Raw genomic sequence first — 23914 nt, 5'->3', positions numbered from 1 at the left:
TATCTCGCTCGCCCCACCCGCTCGGGGTTACAGCCGCACCGGCACGTCCCGCTCCGCGAGGTACTCCTTGACCTCCCGGATCGAGTACTCGTCGAAGTGGAAGATGGAGGCGGCGAGCGCCGCGTCGGCGTTCGCCTCGGTGAACACCTCGTGGGCGTCCTCCGGGCCGCCACAGCCCGACGAGGCGATCACGGGCGTCGAGACGGCGTCGCAGACGCCCTTCGTCAGCGGGATGTCGTACCCCTCCTTCGTGCCGTCGGCGTCGATGGAGTTGACGAACAGTTCGCCCGCGCCGCGCCGTTCGGCCTCGCGCGCCCACTCGATCACGTCGACGCCGGTGCCCTCGCGGCCGCCCTTGACGGTGCACTCGAACCAGCAGGACTCGCCGTCGACCTGCGCGTAGTGTTCCCCGGCCTCGTCGAAGCGCCGGCGCGCGTCGACGCTGATGACGATGCACTGGCTGCCAAAGGACTCCGCGCCCTCGGTGATCAGTTCGGGCCGTTCCAGCGCGCCGGTGTTTATCGACACCTTGTCCGCGCCGGCCCGGAGCGTCTCCTTCACGTCGTCGCGGGTGCGGATGCCGCCGCCCACGGTGAGGGGGATGAACACCTCGTCGGCCACGTCCTCGACGACGCCGAGCATCGTCTCGCGGCCGTCCGCCGAGGCGGTGATGTCGAGGAAGACGAACTCGTCGGCCCCCGCCTCGTTGTACCGCTTGGCCATCTCGACGGGGTCGCCGGTGTACTTGAGGTCCTCGAAGTTGACCCCCGTGTACACCGCCGGGTTCCCGTCGTCGTCGACGTCCACGTCGATGCAGGGGATGATGCGCTTCGTCAGCATTTACTACCGGGACCTTCGCACGTGGGGCGTTTGACCGTTTCGACACCGGCGGTCGGATGCGCGCGGACAGGTGCCGCGCCGGCGACCCGTCGGAACCCCGAGCGGTACCCCGGACGCGTTTCCCCGGGGCCGTCGTCCCGCCGGTATGGGAACCGACGGACTGCAGTCCGACCACGCTCGCCTCGGGTGGTTGCTGTTCGTGAGCGCGCTCGCCGCCGTCGCCGCGTACGTCGCCTACTCGTTCGTGGGGCTGCTGACGCTCGGCGTCTTCGGCTACTACGCGACCCGCCCGATCTGTCGGCGGATCAGCGCGGCGGTCGACTCCGACGGGATAGCCGCCACGCTGACGGTGCTGACGGTCCTGCTGCCAGTGATCGGCCTGCTCCTCTACATCGGGGTCCAGCTCTTCAACGCGGTGCAGGGGGTCACCGGCGGCGCGGGCGGGCCGCCGGTCGGCGGAGCGCTGGACGCGCTCCCCGAGCAGCAGCGCGAGGCGCTGCTGTCGGCCGTCCGAAGCCCGCGGCAAGCCGTCTCGGACCCACAGGGGACGCTGCTGACCGTGCTTCAGGCCGGGCGTACCGTGGTGTCGGCCGTCGCCGGCGGCGCGCTGCTGCTCGGGCTGGCGCTGACGCTGACCCACTTCCTCCTGTCGAACGACGGTGAGCTTTCCGACGCGCTCGTCCGGCTGTTCGGCGGCCGCGACACCGTGGTGTACGCCTACGCCGAGGCGGTAGACACCGACCTCTCCTCGGTCTTCTTCGGCAACTTCCTGTTCGTCCTCGCCATGTCGGTCATCGCCGGCGTCGCGTACTGGGCGACGAACCTCCTCGCGCCCGGCGGGCTGGCCGTCCCCGTCGTCCCCGCGCTCGCGGTGCTGACCGGGTTCGCCAGCCTGATCCCGCTCGTCGTCGGGAAAGTGGTGTATCTCCCGGTGGTCGCCTACCTCGCGGTGCAGGCGTTCCGGGGCGACGGCGCGTCGCTCGCGTTCGTCGGCGGCGTGCTGGTCGCCTACTTCCTGGTCCTCGACATCCTCCCGCAGACGTTCCTCCAGCCGTACATCACGGGTCGAAAGATCGACACGACCATGCTGCTGTTCGGCTACCTCCTCGGCCCGGTCCTCTTTGGCTGGTACGGCTTTTTCCTGCTGCCGATCCTGTTCGTCCTGATTCTGGAAGCGGTCCGCGTCGTCCTCCCCGAACTGCTCCACGGGGAGCCGCTCACGTCAGACGTTGAGATGGGCGATTCGGTCGGCGCATCGGTCGCGGAGACGAGTGACGCGGCCGGCCAGAATGGGACCGAGGCTGCCGACGCGTCGTCCGAGAACGGAGGGGCGGCTTCCGGGGATAGCCCGGCGGACGGCGAGTGAGCCCGGCCCGAGTCAGTGCAGGTCGTACACCCGCGCCTCGTACGGCCGGAGCGTGAACGCGGCCGGATCGTCGCCGGCGTCGTCGTAGTTCGCGAGGAGCAGGTCGGCATCGTCGTACTCGACCTCGTCGGGCAGTTCGAACGTCGGCTCGCCGTCGAAGAAGTTACAGACGGTCAGCAGGCGCTCGTCGCCGAGCGTTCGGGTGAACGCGTACACTTCCTCGTGGTCGGGCAGGAGCAGGTCGTAGTCGCCGTACACCACGACGTCGCGCTCCGTGCGGAGGTCGATGAGGTCCCGGTAGTGGTGCCAGACGGAGTCCGGGTCCTCGCGAGCGGCCGCGACGTTGACGGACTCGTGGTTGTCGTTGACCTGAATCCACGGCTCGCCGTCGGTGAACCCGGCTCGCTCGCCGTCAGTCCACTGGACCGGGGTGCGGGCGTGGTCGCGGCTCCGGTCGTTCAGCAGCGGGAGCACCTCGTCCGCCTCGTCGAACTCGCCGCGCTCGACGGCGTGCTCCGCGAAGTTGGTCGACTCCACGTCGCGGAACTCGTCGACGCTCCCGAACTCGTTGTTCGTCATCCCGATCTCCTCGCCCTGGAAGACGAACGGGGTCCCCTGCAGGGTGTGGAGGAAGGTGGCGAGCATCTTGGCCGACTCGACGCGGTACTCGCCGTCGTCGCCGAACCGCGACACCTGCCGGGGCTGGTCGTGGTTCGAGAGGTAGAGGCAGTTCCACCCCTCGCCGTGGAGTTCGTTCTGCCACGCCGAGATCACCTCCTTCAGTTCGAGCAGGTCCAGCCCGGTCACGTCCCACTTCCCGTCGCCGGTGTCGACGCCCATGTGCTCGAAGTGGATCAGCATGTCGAGGCCGTCGTCGCCGGCGACGTACTCGCGGCCCTCGGCGGCGTCCACGTCGATCATCTCCCCCACGGTCATGATGTCGCGGTCGGCGAGCACGCGCTCGTCCATCTCGGCCATGTACTCGCCGAAGCGCGGCCCGCTGACGTAGTGTTCGGCTCTCGGCAGCCCCTCGTCCGGGTCGCCGCTGGGCAGGCCCTCGGCCTTCGAGATGAGGTTGATGACGTCCATCCGGAAGCCGTCGATCCCCTTCTCCAGCCACCAGTTCATCATCTCGAACACCTCGTCGCGGACGGCCTCGTTGCGCCAGTTGAGGTCCGGCTGCTTCTCGTCGAACAGGTGGAGGTAGTACTGGCCGACCGCCTCGTCGTACGTCCACGCCGACCCGGAGAAGAACGAGCGCCAGTTGTTCGGGGGGTCCTCGCCATCCCCGTCGCGCCAGTAGTAGTAGTCGTGGTACTCGCTCTCCGGGTCCCGGGACCTGACGAACCAGTCGTGCTCGTCGGAGGTGTGGTTCACGACGAGGTCCATGATGAGGCGCATGTCCCGGGAGTGGAGTTCGTCGAGCAACTCCTCCCAGTCGCCCATCGTGCCGAACTGCGCCTTGATGGAGCGGTAGTCCGCGATGTCGTAGCCGTTGTCGGCGTCGGGCGACTCGTACACCGGATTCAGCCACACCACGTCGACGCCCAGGTCGTCGAGGTAGTCCACCTTCTCGATCACGCCGCGGAGGTCGCCGACCCCGTCGCCGTCGGTGTCGTTGAAGCTCCGCGGATACACCTGATAGACGACGGCCTCCTTCCACCACTCGCGTTCGATGTCCATACGCCGATCCGTTCCATCGGCGACTTATCGCTGTCCATCCGCGAGTGCTTCGGGTTTTTCAGAGTGTCTCCCCACGTACGGTAGTCGCCGGTGGCGGTGCAGGCGATCACCGGGACACAGTGAGAGCAAACAGTATAAGTTCCACAGCGCGAAACGTCCGGCCATGACGAGCGACCACGACTCCGACGTGCCCGAGGACGAGGACGCCGGGCGGAGCACCGCACCCCAGAGCCCGTACACCAACCGGCAGGTCGGCATCGGCTTCGCCGTGCTGGCGGTCGGCCTGCTGGTGGCGTTCGCGGTGCCGCTCCTGCTCTGATCAGGCCGCGACGAGCCACCCGAGCGCGACGGCCGCGAGCGAACACGTCAGGTTGAGGACCGCGTTCGCGGCCGCCGCCCGCCGGTTCCCCGCGTCCCACAGCTGTACCGTCTCCACCGAGAACGACGAGAACGTCGTGAACGCGCCGCAGGCTCCCGTCCCGAGCAGCAGGGCGGCCGACTCCCCGACTCCGGCCGCCGTCAGCGCGCCGAGCGCGAAACTGCCGACGACGTTGACGGCGAGGGTCGCCCGCGGCACGTCGTCGCCGTCCTTCAGCCCGACGTACACCAGATGGCGAGCGACCGCGCCGAGGACGCCGCCGACGCCGACGAGGTACGCCGGACTCACGCCGCTCGCCAGCGAAGCCGTCTTCGTCATTTCGCAGCCCCCGCGACGGACAGTGCCGCCCACCGACCGAGCGCGACGCCCGCGAAGCCGAGCGCGTAGTTGCCGAGCACGTTTACCAGCGCAAGCCCCGGCGAGAGCGACGCCGTCTCCACGGCGAAGGTGCTGTAGGTCGTCAGCGAAGAGAGAAACCCCGTCCCGAGCGCGACCCGGAACTGCCGCGAGAACGCGCCGAGATACGCTTCCTCGTAGAGGACGAAGCCGAGTAGCGCGCTCCCGACGACGTTGACCGAGAGCGTCGCCCACGGCACCGGCAGGGCGAGGCCGGAGACGTAGCGCGCGTTCGCGCCGGCGAACCCCCCGAGCGCGACGAGCGCCAGCGACTCGACGGTCGCGAGCGGTCCTCGATCAGTCATCACTCCGGGCGACGCATGGCGACCTGAAACCGGTTCCGAATCCGCCTGCGTGCCCGCAGCACGCTCAAAAAATCTGCGTGAAAATATTACACCAAGCTTTATACGGCCCCTTGAGCGTGTGATCCTCATGCAACTTCGCGTCGCCATCGAGGCGTTCAAACGCGACAGGGGCGGTCGGTTCCCCGAGGAACTCCGAACGACCGGGGCCTTCGCCGGCGACGGGGACCGACTGGTTCACGTCGACCCGGACGGCGGACTCCGCGACTACGGCTACCCACTTTCCGGGCTGTACGGCATCCGACGGTCGCGGTTCGGCGTCGAGTCCGACGGCGCGGTGCGCTGGTTCGACGATATGGAACCCATCCGCCAGCGCTACGTCGGCGAGACGGCGCTCGTCGAGACGGTGCTGGACGCCGGCGACTACGCCGTCCACCAGTACGACCTGACGCTGGACGAGCGACACCTGACGCGCGTCGAACTGCGCGGCGACGTACCGGACGAACCGACCCTCGTGGCGGTGGCGACGTTCGCCCCGGACGGCGTCGACGCGCGAGTCGGGACGCTGTTCCACGAGGACGCCGTCGAGACGTTCCACCGGACCGAGTCCGACTTCCTCGGCGCGTCGACGGCGTTCGACGCTGGTGGGGACGTGCAGGCTGGCTTCGCCGGCCTGCTCGACGACGACCCCGCGCCGTTCCCGACCGACTCCGACGCCGGGCCGTACGAGACGGGGAACCTCACGCCGAACGTCGTCCTTCGCGCGCCGATGGAGCGGGGCGACCGGACGGCGGCTGCGACGCTCTGCTCGCTGCTGTCGGACCGCGACGAGGTCGACCGCGGCGAGGCTATCGACCGCGTCACCGACGCGCTCGACGCCCACGACGACCGCGACGCGCTGCTCGCGAGCGCCCGCGACGCCGTCGCCGTGCGCGTCCCGGACGACCAGCCGTTCGGCTCCGTGGTCGCCGACGACGTGCGGACACTCGACCTGCTCGCCGCGGAGAACGGCGCACACATCGCCGGCCCCGACTTCGACCCGTTCTACGCCAACTCCGGCGGCTACGGCTACACCTGGTTCCGTGACGACGCCGAGGTCACCCGGTACGTGGCCGCGGCGGGCGACGACCTCGACCTCCCGGTTGGCGACCTCGCGAAGAGCGCCGCGTTCTACTGTGAGACCCAGCGCGAGGACGGCACCTGGCCCCACCGCGTCTGGCCGAGCGACGCCTCCCTCGCGCCGGGGTGGGCCAACGCCAGACTGGAGGACGGCGACGACGTGGACTATCAGGCTGACCAGACCGCGAGCGTCGTCACCTTCCTCGCGGAGTACCTGCGCGAGGTCGGCGAGGACGAGCGCGTGGCCGAGGCGCTCGGCGACGCGCTCGACGGCCTGAACGACTCGCTGGCCGAGGACGGGCTGCCGGTCCGCTGTCAGAACGCCTGGGAGAACATGGACGGTCGCTTTACTCACACCGCGGCCACGTTTCTGCAGGCGTACGCGTCGCTCGCGCTCGCGCCGGTCGACGGGGCGGTCCGGGAGCGCGCCCGAAAGCGGGCCCGCAAGGTGTACGAGGGGCTGGACCGGCTCTGGGTGCCCGACCGCGGCGTCTACGCGCTCCGCGAGGACCGCGGGGAACTCGACGACCGACTCGATTCCGGCACGTTCGCGCTGGTCGAGGCCCACCGCGCGTACGACGAGGCCGTCGGCGTGGACGACGAGCGCGTCGACCGCCTCGCCTCGCACGTCGAGACGACGGTCGACGGCCTCTGGCACGACCCCGACGGCTCGTCCGTCCGCGGCCTCCGTCGCTTCGAGGGCGACGACTGGCGAACCGCCGACCAGGACGGCGAGAAGATCTGGTCCGTCTCGACGGGGTGGGGCGCGGTCGCGCTCGCACACCTCGCCGACCTGACCGGCGACGATGGCTACCTCGACCGCGCCGCGGAACTGCTCGAACCGCTCCTGCCCGGCGGGCCGCTGACGACGGAGACCGACCTGCTCGCCGAGCAGGTGTTCGACGACGGGACGTTAGACTGCGCGACGCCGCTCGGCTGGTCACACGCCCTCCGCCTGCGCGCCGTGGCGATGCTCGACGCCCGCGACGCGCTCCCTCGGCCCTCGGATCGCGTCCCGACCGGCCCGACCGACGACCGCGTCTGGACGACCGGCGAGACGTACGGCTTCGGCACCGCCGCCGACCACGGCTCCGACGACCCGTCCGAAGTGTGGTTCGCGTGCTCCGAGGGCGCGATGACGGAGGTGCGCTACCCGCGGGTCGACCTGATGAACCTGCGCACCGTCGACTTCCTCGTCGTCGACGCCGACGGCGGCTACGCCGCCCGCACCTTCGACGAGCGCCGGACCGACGGGTGGGCGGACACGCTCCGCCGCGAGACCGAGCCAGCGGCGGACGGCTCGCTCGCCTTCCGGCAGACCGTGACCGAACCCGGCGACGGCCGCGGCCACGCGTGGACGCTGACCGCCGAGTACGCGACGGACCCGGCGAACGACGCCGTCCTCGTCGACGTCGAGTTCGCGGCCGAGGACGGCAACGAGTACGACGTGTACGCCGTCGCCGACGCCCACCTCGGCAACCGCGCCGGCGGCGACGCCGGTCGGCGCGTGGACGCGGCGGGCGACGCCGGGTATGCCCTCGCGCTGTCGGCGGACGGCGGCGCGGTCCTGCGACACGACGACGGGGGCGTCGACGTCGACGTGGCCGCGGCGCTCGCTGCGGGCGGACGCTTCGACTGGGTGACCGTCGAACCCGCCGGCAGCGACGCGCTCCGCACGCTGTGCTCCGGTACCGACCGCCCGGCGGAACGGGAGCGACTGGACGACGAGCACGTCGTCGCAGTCGGCCGGATCGCCGCGGGCGTCGGGGAGCGAACCGAAACCCTGGCCCTCGGCTTCGGATCGGCCGACGACGACGCTCTCCGGACCGCCCGAGCGGCGCTCGACCGCGGCTACGACGGCGTTCGGGAGGAGTACGACGCGACGTGGCGGGCGTATCTCGACGGTCTCTCGCTTCCCGACAGCGTCGCGGGCAACGAGGGGCTGGCGGACCAGTATCGGACCGCGCTCATGACGCTGAAGGCCGTCGAGTCCAAGCGCTACCCGGGCGCTGGCGTCGCCAGCCCCTGCGTCCCGTGGGGCGAGTCGGTGTCCGCCGACGTGGACCGCGGCCGCGGCTACAACTTCGTCTGGTCGCGGGACCTGTACCAGGCCTTCACGGCGTTCGACGCCGTCGACGACGTGGCGAGCGCCCGCGAAGCGACGGAGTACGTGTACGAGCACCAGCAGCGCGATGACGGGTTCGTCCCGCAGAACACGTACGTCGACGGCCGGACCCGCTGGGGCGGCGAACAGCTGGACAACGTCGCCTTCCCGGCGGTGATGGCCCACCGGCTCGCCGGGCGCGGGGTGTCGTTCGACGAACTCGCCTACGGCTACGACGACGTGGCCCGCTCCGCCGACTACGTCGTCCGGAACGGTCCCGACTCCGAGCAGGAGCGCTGGGAGGAGGAACGAGGCTACTCGCCGTCGACGATCGCCGCGGAGATAGCAAGCCTCGCCTGTGCCGCCGATCTGGCCGCCGACGCGGGCGAGCGCGGCGACGCGCTGGTCTACCTCGCGGTCGCGGACGAGTGGGCGGCGTCGGTCGAAGAGATGACCGCTGCGGCCGACCCGACCGGCGACCGCGACCCGCCGTACTACGTCCGCGTCAGTCGCGACGGGGACCCGGACGCCGCCGACCCGCTGGAACTCGCGAACGACGGGCCGACCCTCGACGAGCGCGACTGTCTCGACGCCGGCTTCCTCGAACTCGTCCGGCTCGGGATCAAGTCGGCCGACGACGAGACGGTCCGCAACTCCGTCGTCGCAGTCGACGACGCGATCCGGGTCGAGACGCCGCACGGACCCGGCTTCTACCGGTACGTCGGCGACAGCTACGGGGAGCTACTGACCGGTCCGGAGGGTGCCGACTGGGACATCACCGACGCGGGGAAGGGTCGGCTGTGGCCGATCTTCACCGGCGAGCGCGGCGAGTACGAACTCCGCCGCGAGGGCGGCGACGACCCGGCCGACCTGCTGTCGGCGATGGCGGGCTTCGGCAACACGGGGCGGATGATCCCGGAACAGGTGTGGGACGCCGAGTTCCCCACGGAGTTCGGGTGGTCGTTCGGCGAGGGAACCGGCTCGGCGACGCCGCTGTCGTGGAGCATGGCGGGGTTCGTCCGCCTGGCCCACGGCGTCGACGCCGGCGAACCGGTCGAGACGCCGACGGTGGTCCGCGAGCGCTACGCCGAGGGCGACCGCGGCGCGGGACCGTCGCTGACCGTCACGGTCCGAAACGCGGCGGAGCCTGCCGGCAACCGCGCGGACGGCGGCACGGTGACGGTCGCGGGTGAGACGGATGGCGTCGTCGTCGCGTGCAAGACGCGACGCGAAACCGTGGCGGAACGCGTCGACGGCGGCGAGTTCGAGTTCGAGGTTCCCGCCGACGGTCACGTCACCGTCGCTGCGGCGACACACGACGATCCGTTCGCCGGCGGGACGAGCGTTCGGCGGTTCGAGCCGTAGCCGACGCTGGCCGACTGGAAAAACGATAGCGGAGATGTGGGAGAGCGGTTAAAAGACGTACTCGTCTTCGTGGCCCATCATGCCGTCGTCTTCGAGCCCGTGGTCCTGGTCGTCGTCCATCGGGCCGCTCGTCTTGTAGGCCTTCATGCCCGTCGACAACAACTCCTCGACTGCTTCCTCACGGTTCACGAACTCGCCCTGTTCGACCATCTGGGCGACCTGCATCTCGAGATGTTCGGGGATATTGATCTCTACTTTCGGCATCGGATAGTGGAACTTCGGCGGAGGGGTATTTAATTCTGACGGGGTATTGCGCCACTTCGCCAAAAATATTCAATCAGCAGAAACAAAAAGTTCTGTTAGGGCTAATCAAATTTCAGATGTGAAAAATACGTATTGGGTATCTTATACTGTTCCGGCGGCGGATCACCGGTTCCGCATCACGTCCTGCACGGCGTCGCGGATGGTGCTGCCCGGACGGCTGATCCGCTCTACCTCCTCCTGGATCTCGTTTATTTTGAAGTAGCTCCCGAGCGCGAGAAACGTCGGCGGCCACAGCCCGACGAACAGCCCCATCTGCTTGTCGTCACGCGCGAAGAAGTAGTACCACGACAGCCCTATCGACCCGATCGCAGCCCACGATAGCGGACTCATGCCCGTACTCTCGGCTCCCTCGGCGACCCGTTCCGTTCGCTCCTCCTGGTCTCGTTGTTCCTCTAGCATCGCCTCTGTACCGAGGCCCAGTCGGCACTTTGTTATTGAGCGCGTGTCCGACGGTATCCCGCGGTTAGCGCAGCGAGGAAACGCTTCCTCGGCGTTTCAGACGGTGGAACCGGCTGCCCCCGGCGGTAATCCGTCGTTACTCGCGTCGGAGTCGACACGCCTACTACCGTCCCGACCGATCGACCGCGTATGACCAGCGACGTGACGGACCTCTACGAGGAGTTCGGCGACGACCGCCTGCCGCCGGGACAGCGCAAGACCGAGAAGTTCCCGGTGCTCTCGAAGAGCGGTACCCCCGAGTTCGACCCCGCGACGTGGGAGTTTTCCGTCACCGGGGCCGTCGACGAGGAACTGACGTTCTCCTGGGAGGAGTTCCGCGAGCTGCCGAGCGTGACCCAGCGGCAGGACTTCCACTGTGTCACCGGCTGGAGCAAGTTCGACTGTGCCTTCACCGGCGTGACGTTCCCGGAGCTGGCCGAGCGCGCCGGCGTCCGCGACGACGCCGTCCACGTCATGTTCCACGGGATGGACAACTACACGACGGACCTCCCGCTCGACGACTGCATGCGCGAGGAGGTGCTGTTCGCCTGGGGGTACGACGGCGACGACCTGCCGCGGGAGCACGGCGGACCGCTCCGCGTCGTCACGCCACACCGGTACGCCTACAAGGGGTCGAAGTGGGTGAACGGCGTCGAGTTCCTCACTGAACCGGAGCGAGGCTACTGGGAGAAGCGCGGCTACTCCGACACCGCGAACCCCTGGAACGAGGAGCGGTACAGCTAGCGCGGCCGGCGGACGGTCGGTCCCGCCGCGAACGCAAGGCTTAGGCGAGTACTGTGGGGAGTGAGAGACATGACAGTGAGCGACTGGGGCGACTGGCTGCCCCGTGCTGTGGAGGACGCCGACCCTGACACCGTCGCCGTCTGGTATCTCGGCTGCAACGGCTTCGTCCTGAAAGGCAGCGAGGGGACGACCCTGTTCGTCGACCCGTACGTCGGTCTCGGCGACCCGCCCCGGACGATCCGGATGATCCCGGTGCCGTTCGACCCGGCTGACGTGACCGAGGCCGACGCCGTCCTCGCCACGCACGAACACACCGACCACGTTCACGGACCGAGCCAGGCCCCCATTCTCGAAACGACCGGCGCAACGCTGTACGCCCCCGACGACAGCCTCGCCGTCGCGCGCGAGGACGAGGACTGGCAGGCCGACCACGACATCGACGACGACCAGTTCGCCGAAGTCGCGGCGGGCGACACCGTCGAGATCGGCGAGTTCACGGTTCACGTCGAGCCGGCTCACGACCCCGACGCGACTCACCCCGTGAGCTACGTGTTCGAACACGACGCCGGCACGCTGTTCCACGGCGGCGACACCAAGCCCAGCGACGAGTTCGCCCGGATCGGCGAGACGCACGATATCGACCTGGGGATCCTCGCGTTCGGGACGGTCGGCAACGTGCCGGACAAGGAGACCCGCGAGCCGGTCCGAACGCGCTGGTACAACGACGAGAACCAAATCATCGAGGCCGCGAGCGACCTCCGGATCGACCGGCTGGTGCCGAGCCACTGGGACATGTGGAAGGGGCTCACCGCGGACCCGACGGCGCTCCACCACCACGCCAATAGCTTCGACTACCCGACCGACCTCGAGATCGTCGAGATCGGCGACCGGATCGACCTGTAGGATTACTGCCATCTCAGGTTGCTGTCGACACCGTCGACTCGACGGACCGCCACACGGCGACGCTCCGTCCGCGTTCGGGCCGGGAACGTATCCGCGCCGTTCCATTTAAGGTCGTGCTACCGGTACGGAACCCTATGAGTAGCCAGGTCGACACGGACGAAGAGATAGCGGTCGCCGCCGACGGCGTGACCGTCCGCAAGGCGTTCGAGGCGGACGAGTTCCCGGTTCCCGCGATCCGGTTTGCCGTCGCATCCGACCGTGACACCCCGGTCACAGTTCGTCTCTCGGAGGACATCCCCGAGGAGTTCCCCATGGACGGCGTGGGCTTTCACCCGAACTTCGAGGACGAGAACTGGACGGCCTACGAGGACCACCGCGTCGAGTTCGAGCGAACGCTGGAGCCCGGCGAGGAGATCGTCACGGTCTACGGCATCCGCGTGGACAGCGCCGACGAGGTCGAACCGTTCCTCACCGAACCGACGATCGCCGACGTGCGCTCGGCGGACGGCGCGGCCGACGGGACGGCGGACATCGACGAGATAACCGACGAGGAGAGCGACCAGGCGGTCAAGAACATGATCGCCGGCGAGGACGACAGCGTTCCCGGCCTCGACGATACGGACGCCGAGGCTGCGGACGACGAGGCCGACGCGGACGACGGCGACGACTCAGGCGGACTCGACCTCGACCTGGGCGACGTCGACACCGATCCGGACCCCGACACGGGCGACGAAGCCGACGCCACCGAGGCGGACGACGGCGACGACGAACCGGAGATCGACCTCGGCTTCGGCGACGAGGAGATCCCGGACGAGGAGTCCGACCCCGACGTGGCCGACGATAGCCCCGAGATCGACCTGGCGCTCGGGGACGAAAGCGAGGACGAGGACGACGCGGTGACCGTCGGGGCCGAGGACGAGCCCGAGGCGGCGGACGACGACGCCGAGGAGAGCATCGACCTCGACCTCGAAGCGGCCGCCGAGGAGGTCGACATCGGCGACTCGGACGACGACGCAACCGAGTCAGACGCCACGACGGCCGCCGACGAGCCCGAGACCCCGGCCGTCGAGGACGAGTCCGACGAAGTCGAGGCCGAGACGGCCGATTCGGACGAGCCGGTTGCAGCCGACGCAGCCGAGGCGGAGACGGACGACGCGACCGACGCTGCGGAAGCCGACACGGCCGAGACGGTTGCCGCCGACGCGGCCGAGGCGGACGCAGCCGAGACGACAGATGCGGACGCCGACGACGCGTTCGCCGCCGAAGCCGACGACGACGTGGACGAAGACGAAGCCGACGAACCGGCCGCCGACGAGTCCGAACCGGCGACCGAGGCGGAGCCGGTCGCGGCCGAACCCGCCGAAGCGACCGACGACGAACCGGCCGAATCGGCGGTCGACGCCGAACCCGTCGAGCCGGCAGCCGAGGCAGATGCGACCGCTGCGGCAGCCGAGACGGACGAGCCAGAGTCCGAAACGGCCGAGACGGACGAACCGGAGTCCGAGGCCGACGTGCCGGCGGACGACGGGACGGACACGGAGCCCGCAGTCGAGGAGCCGGCCGAGGCCGACGAACCCGAGACCGAACCGGCGACGGAAGCGGACGCGGACGAGCCAGCGGCCGACGTGTCCGACGCGGACGAAGCCGTGGCGGACGATTCCGCACCCGAGGAACCGGTAGCGGAGGCGGATGCGTCCGTCGAGGACGCCGACGAGGATGCGGACGAGGAAACGGCCGACAACGTTGCAGTGACGGCCGACGCCGACGCGGAGCCGACCGACGACGCAACGGCGGACGCGACCGCCGCGGCGGCCGAGGGCGGCGTCGCGGCCGCGCTGGCGACCGAACTCCGCGAAGGCCGGGTCTCAGAGGACGACAAGGCCGTGCTCCGCGAGGAACTCGACGCGGAGCTTTCCAGCGCCGACGCCGCGCGGATCGACCACCTCCGGTCGCAGGTCGACGACCTCGCGGCGTACACCGACGCCCTGGAGGAGTTCCTCGACGAGGAGGGGACCGGCGAGGAGATCATCGACGGGTTCCAGGAGCAGGTCGAGGAGATGCGCACCGAACTCGACGACCTCGCCGCGACGGCGGACGACAACGCCGCGGAACTCGACGAACTGGGCGGGTCGCTCGCCGAAACGAACGACCGGGTCGACGCAGTCGACGACAGGGTCGGCGAGGTCCGGTCGGACGTGGAGGCGGCGATCGACGACGCACGCGACGACCTCCAGTCGGAGATCGAGGCTGCGCGTGAGGACCTCCGGAGCGAGGTTGCGGACGCCCGCGAGGAGGTCGAATCGGAGATCGACGAGACTCGTGACGACCTCGAATCCGAGGTCGCGGACGTGCGCGAGGAGATCGACGAGGCTCGCTCGGACCTGCAGTCCGACGTGGACGACGTCGCCGACCGCGTCGAGGAAACGGAGATGCAGGTCGAGGCCCTCGAAACCGCAGTCGACGGCGTGGTGGACAACGTGCAGGTCGTCGAGGCCGAACTCGACGCCCTGGACGACACGGTCGCCGACGTCGACGACGACCTCTCCGCGGTCGAGGACGAGGTGGAGGGCGTCTCGGCGGATGTCTCGGAACTCGACGAGGAACTCGCCGACCTCCGCGAGACCGTCGAGGAGATCCAGGCGTGGCGCGACCAGCTCGGCGAGATGTTCTCGGGCTGACCTCGCGAGCCGCTCTTTTCCCGAAACGCAACTCGTTTACCGTCCCGCGGCCTGACACAGTACAATGACCGAGACGATACGCGTCGCCGTCCCGCGGAAGGGACGTCCGCTGGAGGCCGTTCTCGACCGACTCGCCGATCGAACCGGGGACGCCGACCTCGCCGACGACATCGTCTCGACGCTCCGCTACGAGAAGGCGGTCACGAAGGGAAATCAGCACGACGAGCGCGACGCCTACGAGCGCCTCGCGGCGTACAGCGGGGTCTCGGACCCCTCGATGCCCGACTACACGCTCCTTCGCGACGACCGCGCCGGCATGCCTCGCCGGATCGTCTTCGACAGCGTCACCGTCGAGGCCGACGGCGTCCCCGTGCAACTGGTCGGCCGCGAGGAGCCGTTCCGCGCGGTCCGGACCCACGAGTTCGCGCTCGGCTTCGACAGCGCCGACCTGGTGCTCGAAGAGGTCGTCCAGCTCCGCGAGGACCCCCTCGAATCCATCGCCGACGTGAACGCCCGGATCGACCCGCGGGACACCGACGTTCGCGTCGTCAACGGGCTCGGTGACACCGTCTACCACACGCTGATGGGAACCCCGGACGTTCGCCGCCGCGGCCCCGGCGAGAAGCTCACCAGGGAGTTCATCGCCGACTACGAGGGGCCGCTCTGTATCTCGCCGCGCTACGAACGGCTCGTCCGGGCGGTGCTCGGGACCGAGGCGATGACCGGCGTGGACTTTTGCTACCCGGACGAGGGCGACGAGGAGGAGGCGACGATCGCCGACGTGGGACTCGGCGTCTACCTCACGATGACCGGCTCGACCGCCCGCTCGCACGGGCTGGAACTCGGCGAGCAGCTGTTTCCCAGCGAGACGGTGCTCATGGAGAACGCCGTCGAGACGACCGACCGGTCGGGCGTCGTCACCGACCTGTTCGCCCCCGGCGAGTTCGAGACGGCGCTCGCCGTTCAGTGAGTCGCAGTCTCGTTGGTGCCATCATCGGCCGGGGGCCCGCCGACCGTGCGCTCGGTCACAGCGCCGGACTCGTCGACGACCCAGACGAAGACGGGACAGGAGTCACAGACGTCGTCGACGGATACCCGTGCCGTATCCGTCGATCCGTTCACCGAACTCGTGCCGAGCCGGGCGTCGGCCACGCCGAGCAACCAGACCACCCGGTGCAGGTCGCCGTCAGGGTCGGCCACGTCGACCGAGAGGTTCGCCGTCCCGGTCGCCGAGAGCGCCCCGCCGCTTCCCTCGGAACTACGTAAACTATCGTTTCCGGCGGCGGGCGACCCCGTGATTTCGGGTGCTGTGTTCCCGTTCGGCGCTACCGTAACCGCCCACTCAACCGTGCCGACGCGGTCCCCGTTCGCGTCGACGACGGTGGCGGTCACGGTGTGTGGTCCGGTCTCCTCGAACGACTGCTGGAGGAACACTTCTCCCTCCCGACCGTATTCGCTTCCGAAGCCGGCCACGGACGCGGCGAGTTCGCCGTCGACGGTCCACTCGGCGAGCACGTAGTCGCCGCCGTAGTCCGTCGCGGCCGCCTCGAACAGCATCTCGCTGCCGGGCGCAACCGTCACGTTCCCGCTCGTGGGGGTCAGCCGCTCGACCGCGGTTCCCGATCCGTTTTCGGCATCCGTCTCGGTCTCGGCCTGCGCTCCTGCTGCCTGCTGGGAGTCAAGGCCTCCTGCGTCTCCCATTCCGGGGGCAGCCCCTAGTCCGCTTACGGCGATCAGGACGATGACGCTCAGTACGGCGATGCGTGGCAACAGTGCCGCGGTTCTCGGTCGACGCATATCGGCTCGCTCCCACGCCGGCCGCTTTGTTATCCACGGCTTGCCGGTCGACAGGCCGGGCTGAACCGGCACTCGACGCGTTCCCGGCTGATGGGATGAACCGTGAAAACGCGTGTCATGGCGGCTGAACGGTACGAATGCCGCTAAGCCGGGCTTAGGCTGTTCGTGGAACCGATACTTTTTGAATTCCCGCCGCGAAGAACCACTACTGATCCTCCCCTCGGCCATCGGGGCCGGTGTTGAGTATCGCGAAATGTGGTTTACAGGTGTGGGATCGGACGAAGCCACGCAGCTATCTGTCCCATCTGTCGCCTGCTGAGAACCGCAATCGGATTACCGGAACAGTAGCCCATCCGGGGATGCCCGATTCAACTCCCAACGATATCGGACCAACTCCGTCACCGCCAGTTAGTGTACCAACCTGACCACAGTAGAGTTGGCCCGCGACCCGCTACCGGACAGCCGTGGTTCGTTCGCTGTTGAAGCCGCTGTGACGGCGTTCGTCGCCGTCGGCTCTTGTTCATACAGTCCGGGGACAGAGACGGCCGCAACGCGGTGAAACCGCACTGACGCCTTGGACGACGAGTCTCAGTCGAGTAACCCAGCCAGTTCGGATAGCTTCATGGCTGGCACAGGGGTAGATAGAGAGCTATCAACTGAAGCGGTCACCCGTTGAACGAGTTCGCACGCTCAGATCGTGATCGGACTGGTGTGGAACAGGCGTCCACGATCGAATCGTGCGCGGGCCACTCCGAAACGTGTCGTTCCTCCGGTGGCAGAATTCCTAATATTTTAGCCGTGTGGGTAGTACTAGTAGTGGCTATTTTAGTACCACTTTCAAGGATATAGTAGTTTAGCGCGCCGAAAGACAGTACCAATATCCCCAATAAGGTTATTTATTCGGTTATGTGGGACAAGTTGAAGTACCGGCCCTGCGAGGGGCCGAACATGGCTGCCGAGGGAGACGAGACGGAGCGAACCGTGGTGAAGACCTACGTCCCGCGACACCAGAAAGAGCAGTGGACCGACCACGCGGACGACCTCGACATGAGCCAGAGCGAGTTCGTCCGGACGATGGTTCAGGCCGGCCGCCGCGGCTTCGACCCCGACGACACGCCGTCGAACGGCGACGAGCCCGCCTCCGAGGAACCCGGTTCTCCGGGGTCGAACCCCAGGGGTAGCGCCCTCGAAGACCGGATCCTCTCGGTGCTCGATTCGGGGGCATATCGCGACTGGGACGAGCTTGTTGAGGCGCTCACCGGCGACATCGAGAGTCGGCTGGAAGATGCACTGCAAGATCTCCAGTCGGCGGACGAGGTCCGGTACAGCGGTCGCCACGGCGGGTACACGAAGGTGGACGGATGAGCACGGCTGGCCCCACACCCGAGGAGGTCGACGATCCGGTGGCGTACTTCCTCCAGGACGTCGCCTACCACGGGAAAAGCGACCGGACGCGGGACGCCTACGAGCGCGTGCTGCGGCGGTTCGAGCGGTTCCTCGCCGACGCCGACCGCAACCCTGCCGGCACCGAGACGACGCTGGCCGGGGCGACACACCGGGACTGCATGGCCTGGGTCCACGAGATCCGCGGCGACGTCGCCGAGAGCACCGTGGCGACGTACGCCTCCTACCTCCATCGGTTCTACGCCTACATGACCCAGGTCGGGGCGTTCGACGCCAACCCGATGACCCTGGTCGTCGAGGAGATGGACGAGACGATAGACACCGACCCCGCACGGCGGGACGTGCCGCTCCCCGACATGCGTCGGTTCGTCGCGGACATCACGCATCCGCTGGAGCGTGCGGTCGTCGTGACGCTGCTGAAAACCGGGATGCGCGTCGGCGAACTCTGCAACTTCGACCGGCGGGATCTGCATCTCTCCTCCGTGCCGCTCGACGACGAAGCGGCCGCTGTCCGACCGCAGATCGCAGAACGTCCGGATTCGATCTACGTCGCCGCCGAACCGGCCCGCGGGGCGGTCGTCAACGGTGAGGAACGCACCGCCTCGAACAAGCGCAAGCGGGCGACGGTGGTCCCGGTCGACGACGAACTGCGTCGGGTGCTCGGTCGCTGGCTGGCGATCCGTCCCGATACGCCGTCGCAGGCGAACCCGCTGTTCACCAGCACCAGCGGCGACTGGGGTCAGCGACTGACGCCGGACATGGTCCACCACGCCGTCGAAACTCACGCCCGGGACCGCGGCTGGTACCGGACGGGTGGCGGCGCGGCGGTAAACGTCACGCCGCATTACTTCCGGCACTTCTTCACGACGCATCTCCGGGACCGGACCGGCGACCGTGGGGTGGTCAAGTACCTGCGCGGCGACGTGGCCCAGGACGTGATCGACACGTACACCCACAACTGGGGCGATAGAGTCCGCGAGACGTACGAATCGAACGTGTACCAGTTGCTGGCGGACGACGCCTGACCGACTCATGAATCTTATCTCGCTATATTGAATTGAGAGGGTGCAGTTCCACGGAGCCGCCGCCCCTGCATCGCGTATTGGCAGTAAGCGGCGGTTACTCGGCTGATTCCGTCGCAGACGTGGCGGGTTCGACAGTGACCGTCGACGTGCCACACCGGAGGAACGGGTCGGCGTCGGCCGCGTGGACGTACACCGTGCCCTCGCGAACCCCGTCGTCGACGGTGGCCGTCGCCTCGATGATCGTGTCGCCGTCCGAGACGACGGCTCTGGCTCCCGGTTCGATTCCCCGGTCGCCGGCGTCGTCGGGATGGATCCGCAGCGTTCGCTCCTCGTCAGGCCGCGGTGCCTCGATATCGCTCGCTCGGCCGCCCGTTACGAGGGTGAGTCCGGGTTCCCGGTCCGTCTCCGGGATCCGGCCCGGCGGGGCAAAGCCAGTGAGGCCGTCGCCGGTGTCGAACCGGTCGCGGTACAGCACGCCGTCGCGGTCGACCGGCCAGCGTCGCGGGGACTCGCCGATATCGTCGTAGATGACGCCGGCGTGTGTCGGCGCGACGCGAGTCAGTTCGTCGAACACCTCGCCGACCGTCCCGTGGTCGAACTGGCCGTCGCCGACCAGCCGGCCCCCGAGCTCTCGGAGGACCGCCACGTCGGGCCGTGCCGCTCCCGGCGGCGCGGCCGTCGGGCGGAGCCGCTGCACGTGTCTGTCGAGGTTGGTGACGGTCCCCTCCTTCTCGACGCCCGCCGCCGCCGGGAGGACGACGTCGGCGTGTGCCGTGGTCTCGGTGGGGGCGATGTCGAGAACGACGAGGAGGTCCAGTGCGTCCAGCCGCCCGCGCACCCAGTCGGCCTCGCGCTTCGAGACGGCCGGGTTCTCCCCGACGACGAGCGCGCCGCGGACGCCGTCGCCGAACGCGCCGAGCAGTTCCGTCGCCGTCAGCCCGGGGTCCGCAGGCGGTTCGACGCCCCACGACTCAGCGACCCGGCCGCGGGCGTCGGGGTCGGTAACCGGCTGGTGTCCGGGGAGCCGGTCCGGGACGCACCCGGCGTCGGTTGCGCCCTGCTCGTTGACCAGCCCGCGGAGCACGTGGACCCCGGTCCCGCGGCGGCCGAGGTTACCCGTCGCCGTCAGCAGGTTGAGCAGCGACGCCGGCGCGTCGCCGTCGCCGCCCTCGACGCCGGTGCCGACCATCGCGGCCACCCGGTCGGCCGACGCAACCTCGGCCGCGACGCGGTCGAGCGTGTCGGCGTCGACTCCGGTGGCGGCCAGCGCCGCGTCGCGGTCGAACGACTGTAGCGCCGCCGTGAACGCCGTGTCGTTCCGAGTGCGTTCGGCGACGAACGCCCGGTCGACGCCGCCGGCGTCGACGACGGCCGCACACAGCAGGTCGAACACCGTCGCGTCGGTGCCGGGTTTCGGGGCGAGGTGGTGGTCGGCGAGCCGCGTCGTCCGGTTGCCGACCGGGTCGACGTGGACGAGCGTCGTCCCGTCGGCGACCGCCGGCCGGACGAAGGAGTTGAACGCCACCGGCTGGCGCTCGGCCGGGTTCGCGCCCGCGACGACGATGACGTCCGCGTCTCCCAGGTCGTCCAGCCCGTTCGTGGTCGCCGGATAGCCGAGGCGGTCGGACAGCGTGCGTGCGGTCGAGTCGTGGCAGAGCCGGGCGCGGTTGTCGACGTTGTTCGTGCCGAGCGTGCGTGCCAGCTTGCCGAGGAGGTAGTTCTCCTCGTTCGTACAGTGGGGCGCGCCGAGAAACGCCAGCGCGTCGGGGCCGTGCTCGTCGACGATGGCCTTGAACTCCGCGACGACGCGGTCGATAGCTGTGTCCCAGTCGACGGCGACGGCCTCGCCGTCCCGACGGATTCGGGGGCGCGTGAGCCGGTCGTCTCGGGGTTCGAAGGCGGCGATACCGTCCGGACAGAGGCGGCCCTCGGGGTTCGCCGGGCCGGTTCGTCCCTTCGCCCGACTGCCGTCGTCCGCACGTTCGAGGTGACAGCCGACGGCACAGCGCGGGCAGACCGTTCCGGGCGACGGCGTGGGGTCAGTCACGGCGGTGCCACGCTACTCACGCTCCCGCCGGCCCTGTGCTTTCAGGAGCGAGACGAGGTAGCCGAGGCCGGCCCGGGCGTCCTTCGTCCGGAGCTGCTTGAGGAAGCCGAAGATCCCGACCGGCTCGGACTCGCGCTCGGCCTCCCCGACGGCGGCGAGGACGTTGTTCAGCCCCGTGACGGTGTCGTCGTCGACGTCCAGCGCCGAGAACGCCTGTGCCAGGTTCACGAGGTCGTCGAGCTGGTCCTCGCGCTGCAGCTTCAGTACCACGTCGAGTGCGCCGACGAGGTCGTTGCCGTTCTCCTCAAGCGTGGTCGCCAGCTCCTCGACCTCCTCGGGCGACAGCGACTCCGAAAACGCAGTCGCAAGCCGGACGAGGTCGTCGAGGTGGCCCGCCCGCTGGAGTTCCAGCACCGTGTCGAGCGTCAGCGACAGGTCGTCGGCGTCCTCGCCGAGGTCCTCGGCCAGGTCGGCCGCTTCGTCGGTCGACAGGCCGTCCGCGGCCCGGACCAGGTTGGCGGTCGAGTCGGTGATGTGCTGGACCTCCTCGTCGTCGGCGCTCGCGATCACCAGTATCGCAGTCGTGAGGAGGTCGTCCAGCTCGTCCGTCGTCTCGACGACGCCTGCGAGTTCCTCACCGTGTTCGGCCAGCGCCGCGCGGAGCGCGGCCTCGCCCTCGGCGCTTCCCTTGTCCTCCCGGCCGCCCTTCGTCGCGGTCTCCGGATAGGAGTTGCTCGGGTTCGCCATGGTCAGTCGTCCCCCGTTCCCGCTCCGGCGTCGGTCGCACCGACCGGCTCGGACTCGCCCTCGGCGGGCGCGATCCGGACGGCCGACACCTTGAATTCGGGCGTCGCCGCGGCCGGGTCGAGATGCTCCTCGTCGGTCAGGCGGTTCACCGCGCTCTCCGCGAAGTGGATCGGGACGAACACGTTGTCCGGGCCGACGCGGTCGGTGACCTGCGCCGGGACGGTGATCTCGCCGCGGCGCGAGGCGATCCGCACCATGTCGCCGCTCTCGATCCCGTGGTTGACGGCGGTGTCCGGGTGGATCTCCACGAAGTCGCTCGGCGTGTACTGCATGATCCCCTCCTCGCGGTGGGTCATCGTTCCCGTGTGGTACTGGTACAGCACCCGCCCGGTCGTCAGGGTGAAGGGGTACTCCTCGTCGGGCGTCTCGGCCGGTTCGCTGTAGCCGACGCCCTGCAGGTGAGCCTTCCCGTCGTCGGTGTTGAACTCCTCCGTGTACAGCCGCTCGGTGCCGGGATGGTCCATGTCCCAGCAGGGCCACTGGAGGCCGCCCTCTTCCTCCACGCGCTCGTGGGAGACGCCGCCGTACAGCGGCGTCAGCGAGTTCACCTCGTCCATGATCTCGGCGGTGGAGTCGTAGTCCCAGCCCCGACCCATCCGGTTCGCGAGGTCCTGCAGGATCTTCCAGTCCGGGCGCGAGTCGCCCTTCGGCTCCATCACCTGGTTGACCTTCTGGACGGTGCGGTCGGTGTTGGTGAACGTCCCGGTCTTCTCGACGAACGAGCAGGCCGGGAGCACCACGTCGGCGTACTGTGCGGTCTCGTTGACGAAGAGGTCCTGCACGACGAGGAAGTCAAGGTCCTCCAGCACCGCCTCGGCGTGGTTGACGCCGGGTTCGGACAGCGCGGCGTTCTCGCCGATGATGTACATCCCCCGGAGGTCGTCGTCGTCCGCGGCGAGGAACATCTGGGTCGTGTAGTAGCCGTACTCCGACGAGATGTCGCAGTCCCACGCGTCCTCGAACTTCGCGCGGATCTCGTCGTCGGCGATGTCCTGATAGCCGGGGAAGTTGTCCGGGAGCGGCCCCATGTCGCCGCCGCCGCCCTGGACGTTGTTCTGCCCGCGGAACGGCGAGACGCCGGTCCCGGGCTTGCCGAGGTTGCCGGTGACCGCCGCGAGGTTCGCCATCGCCAGCACGTTCTCGGTGCCGTGGGAGTGCTCGGTGAGGCCGAGCGTCCACCCGAACACGCAGCGGTCGGCCTCGGCGATCGTCTCGGCGGCCGAGACGATCTCCTCGTGCGGGATGCCGGTGACCTCCTTGACGCGCTCGGGCGTGAACTCCTGGACCGACTCCTTCACGTCCTCGAAGCCGGTCGTGCGTTCCTCGACGAACGCCTCGTCGTGGAGGTCGTTGTTGACGATGTGCCGGGTGACGGCGTTGATCCAGACGGCGTCGTAGCCGGGGTTGACCTGGCTGTACTGGGTGGCGTACTCGGCGATCTGGACCTCCCGCGGGTCGAAGACGAGCAGGTCCGCGCCGTCCCGGACGTTCTGCTTGATCCGGGTCGCCAGCACCGGGTGGGCCTCCGTGGTGTTCGACCCCGTCAGGAGGATGCAGTCGGCGAGTTCGAGGTCCTCCGTGCTGATCGACGCCGCGCCGTAGCCGTACGTCTGGGCCAGCCCGGCGACCGTCGAGGAGTGACAGAGCCGGTTGCAGTTGTCGACGCTGTTGGTGCCGAGCACCTGCCGGGCGAACTTGCCCATCAGGTAGTTCTCCTCGTTTGTCGCCTTCGAGGAGGCGATCACGGACAGCGCGTCGCCCCCGTGTTCCTCCTTGATCCCGCCGAGGCCCTCGACGACGCGCGAAAGCGCCTCGTCCCACGTCGCCTCGCGGAACTCGCCCGCCTCGTCGCGGACGAGCGGCGACGTGAGCCGGTCGTCGGAGTTGACGAAGTCGTAGCCGAACTTCCCCTTCACGCACGTCGAGATGCCGTTGACCGGCGCGTCCTCCTCGTCGGTCGGCCGCGCGGCGAGTATCTCCTCGCCGTCGGAGTACAGGTCGAAGCGACAGCCGACCGCGCAGTAGCCACACGTCGTGTCCGCGACGTTCAGCTCCTCCAGGCGCTTGTCGCCGATGGACTGGGCGATCTCGAACAGTTTGCCCTCCGGCAACGTCTCGGCGGCGACGCCCTCGGCGACGTTCTCGACGTTCTCAAGGGCCTGCTCCTTCGCCCCCGCCATGTAGCCGGCGACG

18 protein-coding genes and 1 pseudogene are annotated in these 23914 nt (G+C 69.0%); 9 read left to right on the top strand and 10 right to left on the bottom strand.

The window, feature by feature from the left end; genetic code table 11:
* Positions 1-27 precede the first annotated feature (27 nt).
* A complete protein-coding gene (gene hisF, locus D8896_RS18185; protein ID WP_121823529.1) occupies positions 28-840 on the bottom strand; it encodes an imidazole glycerol phosphate synthase subunit HisF in 813 nt (270 codons plus the stop codon).
* Positions 841-985: 145 nt separating this feature from the next.
* On the opposite strand from hisF, the gene D8896_RS18180 reads away from it, so the two are divergent.
* Positions 986-2206 (top strand): AI-2E family transporter, encoded by a 1221-nt coding sequence (locus tag D8896_RS18180; protein WP_121823528.1) that lies wholly within the window; start codon positions 986-988, stop codon positions 2204-2206.
* Between the two features lie 12 nt (positions 2207-2218).
* Here D8896_RS18180 and D8896_RS18175 read toward each other — a convergent pair whose 3' ends face one another.
* Positions 2219-3889, bottom strand: coding sequence for a glycoside hydrolase family 13 protein (locus tag D8896_RS18175; protein ID WP_121823527.1), 1671 nt, complete (start codon positions 3887-3889; stop codon positions 2219-2221).
* A 163-nt stretch (positions 3890-4052) separates the two neighbouring features.
* Here D8896_RS18175 and D8896_RS19665 point away from each other — a divergent pair, with 163 nt between their 5' ends.
* Positions 4053-4208, top strand: coding sequence for a DUF7550 family protein (locus D8896_RS19665; RefSeq protein WP_162991646.1), 156 nt, complete (start codon positions 4053-4055; stop codon positions 4206-4208).
* Here D8896_RS19665 and crcB read toward each other — a convergent pair whose 3' ends face one another.
* Positions 4209-4586, bottom strand: a complete 378-nt coding sequence (gene crcB / locus D8896_RS18170; RefSeq protein WP_121823526.1) for a fluoride efflux transporter CrcB — start codon at positions 4584-4586, stop codon at positions 4209-4211.
* On the bottom strand, positions 4583-4969 hold the full coding sequence (locus D8896_RS18165; protein ID WP_121823525.1) for a fluoride efflux transporter FluC: 387 nt from the start codon (positions 4967-4969) through the stop codon (positions 4583-4585). The genes crcB and D8896_RS18165 overlap by 4 nt, the downstream gene beginning before the upstream one ends.
* Positions 4970-5096: 127 nt before the next feature.
* Here D8896_RS18165 and D8896_RS18160 point away from each other — a divergent pair, with 127 nt between their 5' ends.
* Positions 5097-9554, top strand: coding sequence for a glycoside hydrolase family 15 protein (locus D8896_RS18160; RefSeq protein WP_121823524.1), 4458 nt, complete (start codon positions 5097-5099; stop codon positions 9552-9554).
* 48 nt (positions 9555-9602) lie between these two features.
* Here the strand turns inward: D8896_RS18160 and D8896_RS18155 are convergent, their stop codons facing one another.
* Both D8896_RS18155 and D8896_RS18150 read right to left on the bottom strand, forming a co-directional pair.
* Positions 9603-9818 carry a DUF7120 family protein gene (locus tag D8896_RS18155; RefSeq protein ID WP_121823523.1) on the bottom strand — a complete coding sequence of 72 codons (216 nt, stop codon included), beginning with the start codon at positions 9816-9818 and terminating at the stop codon, positions 9603-9605.
* Between the two features lie 162 nt (positions 9819-9980).
* A complete protein-coding gene (locus D8896_RS18150) occupies positions 9981-10277 on the bottom strand; it encodes a hypothetical protein (RefSeq protein ID WP_121823522.1) in 297 nt (98 codons plus the stop codon).
* 113 nt (positions 10278-10390) lie between these two features.
* Here D8896_RS18150 and D8896_RS18145 point away from each other — a divergent pair.
* The 4 genes and pseudogenes from D8896_RS18145 (at position 10391) to D8896_RS18130 (ending at position 15611) form a co-directional block, all read left to right on the top strand.
* Positions 10391-11060: pseudogene (locus D8896_RS18145) on the top strand (sulfite oxidase-like oxidoreductase).
* A gap of 69 nt (positions 11061-11129) precedes the next feature.
* A complete protein-coding gene (locus D8896_RS18140) occupies positions 11130-11963 on the top strand; it encodes an MBL fold metallo-hydrolase (protein WP_121823520.1) in 834 nt (277 codons plus the stop codon).
* A gap of 134 nt (positions 11964-12097) precedes the next feature.
* Positions 12098-14641 carry a midas domain-containing protein gene (locus D8896_RS18135; RefSeq protein WP_121823519.1) on the top strand — a complete coding sequence of 848 codons (2544 nt, stop codon included), beginning with the start codon at positions 12098-12100 and terminating at the stop codon, positions 14639-14641.
* Positions 14642-14705: 64 nt separating this feature from the next.
* Complete coding sequence (locus tag D8896_RS18130) at positions 14706-15611, top strand: hypothetical protein (protein WP_121823518.1); 906 nt, start codon at positions 14706-14708, stop codon at positions 15609-15611.
* Here the strand turns inward: D8896_RS18130 and D8896_RS18125 are convergent.
* On the bottom strand, positions 15605-16342 hold the full coding sequence (locus D8896_RS18125) for a hypothetical protein (RefSeq protein ID WP_121823517.1): 738 nt from the start codon (positions 16340-16342) through the stop codon (positions 15605-15607). The genes D8896_RS18130 and D8896_RS18125 overlap by 7 nt on opposite strands.
* Before the next feature lie 1044 nt (positions 16343-17386).
* Between D8896_RS18125 and D8896_RS18120 the strand changes: the two genes are divergently transcribed.
* Together D8896_RS18120 and D8896_RS18115 are read left to right on the top strand one after the other, a co-directional pair.
* Positions 17387-17803 (top strand): DUF5805 domain-containing protein, encoded by a 417-nt coding sequence (locus tag D8896_RS18120; RefSeq protein ID WP_121823553.1) that lies wholly within the window; start codon positions 17387-17389, stop codon positions 17801-17803.
* Positions 17800-18867 (top strand): tyrosine-type recombinase/integrase, encoded by a 1068-nt coding sequence (locus D8896_RS18115; protein WP_121823516.1) that lies wholly within the window; start codon positions 17800-17802, stop codon positions 18865-18867. The genes D8896_RS18120 and D8896_RS18115 overlap by 4 nt, the downstream gene beginning before the upstream one ends.
* Positions 18868-18961: 94 nt before the next feature.
* Here D8896_RS18115 and D8896_RS18110 read toward each other — a convergent pair whose 3' ends face one another.
* From D8896_RS18110 to fdhF, 3 genes are read right to left on the bottom strand one after another with little or no spacing between them, the layout of a single operon-like run.
* Positions 18962-20914: a molybdopterin oxidoreductase family protein gene (locus D8896_RS18110; protein WP_121823515.1), complete on the bottom strand. Its 1953-nt coding sequence runs from the start codon at positions 20912-20914 to the stop codon at positions 18962-18964.
* 12 nt (positions 20915-20926) lie between these two features.
* On the bottom strand, positions 20927-21661 hold the full coding sequence (locus D8896_RS18105; protein ID WP_121823514.1) for a DUF1641 domain-containing protein: 735 nt from the start codon (positions 21659-21661) through the stop codon (positions 20927-20929).
* Between the two features lie 2 nt (positions 21662-21663).
* Positions 21664-23901 carry a formate dehydrogenase subunit alpha gene (fdhF, locus tag D8896_RS18100; RefSeq protein ID WP_205596886.1) on the bottom strand — a complete coding sequence of 746 codons (2238 nt, stop codon included), beginning with the start codon at positions 23899-23901 and terminating at the stop codon, positions 21664-21666.
* Between the last annotated feature and the right edge of the window lie 13 nt (positions 23902-23914).

This window comes from Halostella salina (genome assembly GCF_003675855.1).
GTDB lineage: Archaea > Halobacteriota > Halobacteria > Halobacteriales > Natronoarchaeaceae > Halostella > Halostella salina.
The sequence above is the reverse complement of the archived record's forward strand: the minus strand, read 5'-3'. Positions and strand labels throughout refer to the sequence as shown.

Coding starts and splice junctions, on each gene's coding strand:
- D8896_RS18140 (WP_121823520.1), top strand. CDS start 11,130: ATGACAGTGAGCGACTGGGGCGACTGGCTGCCCCGTGCTGTGGAGGAC.
- D8896_RS18155 (WP_121823523.1), bottom strand. CDS start 9,818: ATGCCGAAAGTAGAGATCAATATCCCCGAACATCTCGAGATGCAGGTC.
- D8896_RS18135 (WP_121823519.1), top strand. CDS start 12,098: ATGAGTAGCCAGGTCGACACGGACGAAGAGATAGCGGTCGCCGCCGAC.
- D8896_RS18105 (WP_121823514.1), bottom strand. CDS start 21,661: ATGGCGAACCCGAGCAACTCCTATCCGGAGACCGCGACGAAGGGCGGC.
- D8896_RS19665 (WP_162991646.1), top strand. CDS start 4,053: ATGACGAGCGACCACGACTCCGACGTGCCCGAGGACGAGGACGCCGGG.
- D8896_RS18130 (WP_121823518.1), top strand. CDS start 14,706: ATGACCGAGACGATACGCGTCGCCGTCCCGCGGAAGGGACGTCCGCTG.
- D8896_RS18120 (WP_121823553.1), top strand. CDS start 17,387: ATGGCTGCCGAGGGAGACGAGACGGAGCGAACCGTGGTGAAGACCTAC.
- D8896_RS18160 (WP_121823524.1), top strand. CDS start 5,097: ATGCAACTTCGCGTCGCCATCGAGGCGTTCAAACGCGACAGGGGCGGT.
- hisF (WP_121823529.1), bottom strand. CDS start 840: ATGCTGACGAAGCGCATCATCCCCTGCATCGACGTGGACGTCGACGAC.
- fdhF (WP_205596886.1), bottom strand. CDS start 23,901: ATGGCGGGGGCGAAGGAGCAGGCCCTTGAGAACGTCGAGAACGTCGCC.
- crcB (WP_121823526.1), bottom strand. CDS start 4,586: ATGACGAAGACGGCTTCGCTGGCGAGCGGCGTGAGTCCGGCGTACCTC.
- D8896_RS18125 (WP_121823517.1), bottom strand. CDS start 16,342: ATGGGAGACGCAGGAGGCCTTGACTCCCAGCAGGCAGCAGGAGCGCAG.
- D8896_RS18150 (WP_121823522.1), bottom strand. CDS start 10,277: ATGCTAGAGGAACAACGAGACCAGGAGGAGCGAACGGAACGGGTCGCC.
- D8896_RS18175 (WP_121823527.1), bottom strand. CDS start 3,889: ATGGACATCGAACGCGAGTGGTGGAAGGAGGCCGTCGTCTATCAGGTG.
- D8896_RS18115 (WP_121823516.1), top strand. CDS start 17,800: ATGAGCACGGCTGGCCCCACACCCGAGGAGGTCGACGATCCGGTGGCG.
- D8896_RS18180 (WP_121823528.1), top strand. CDS start 986: ATGGGAACCGACGGACTGCAGTCCGACCACGCTCGCCTCGGGTGGTTG.
- D8896_RS18165 (WP_121823525.1), bottom strand. CDS start 4,969: ATGACTGATCGAGGACCGCTCGCGACCGTCGAGTCGCTGGCGCTCGTC.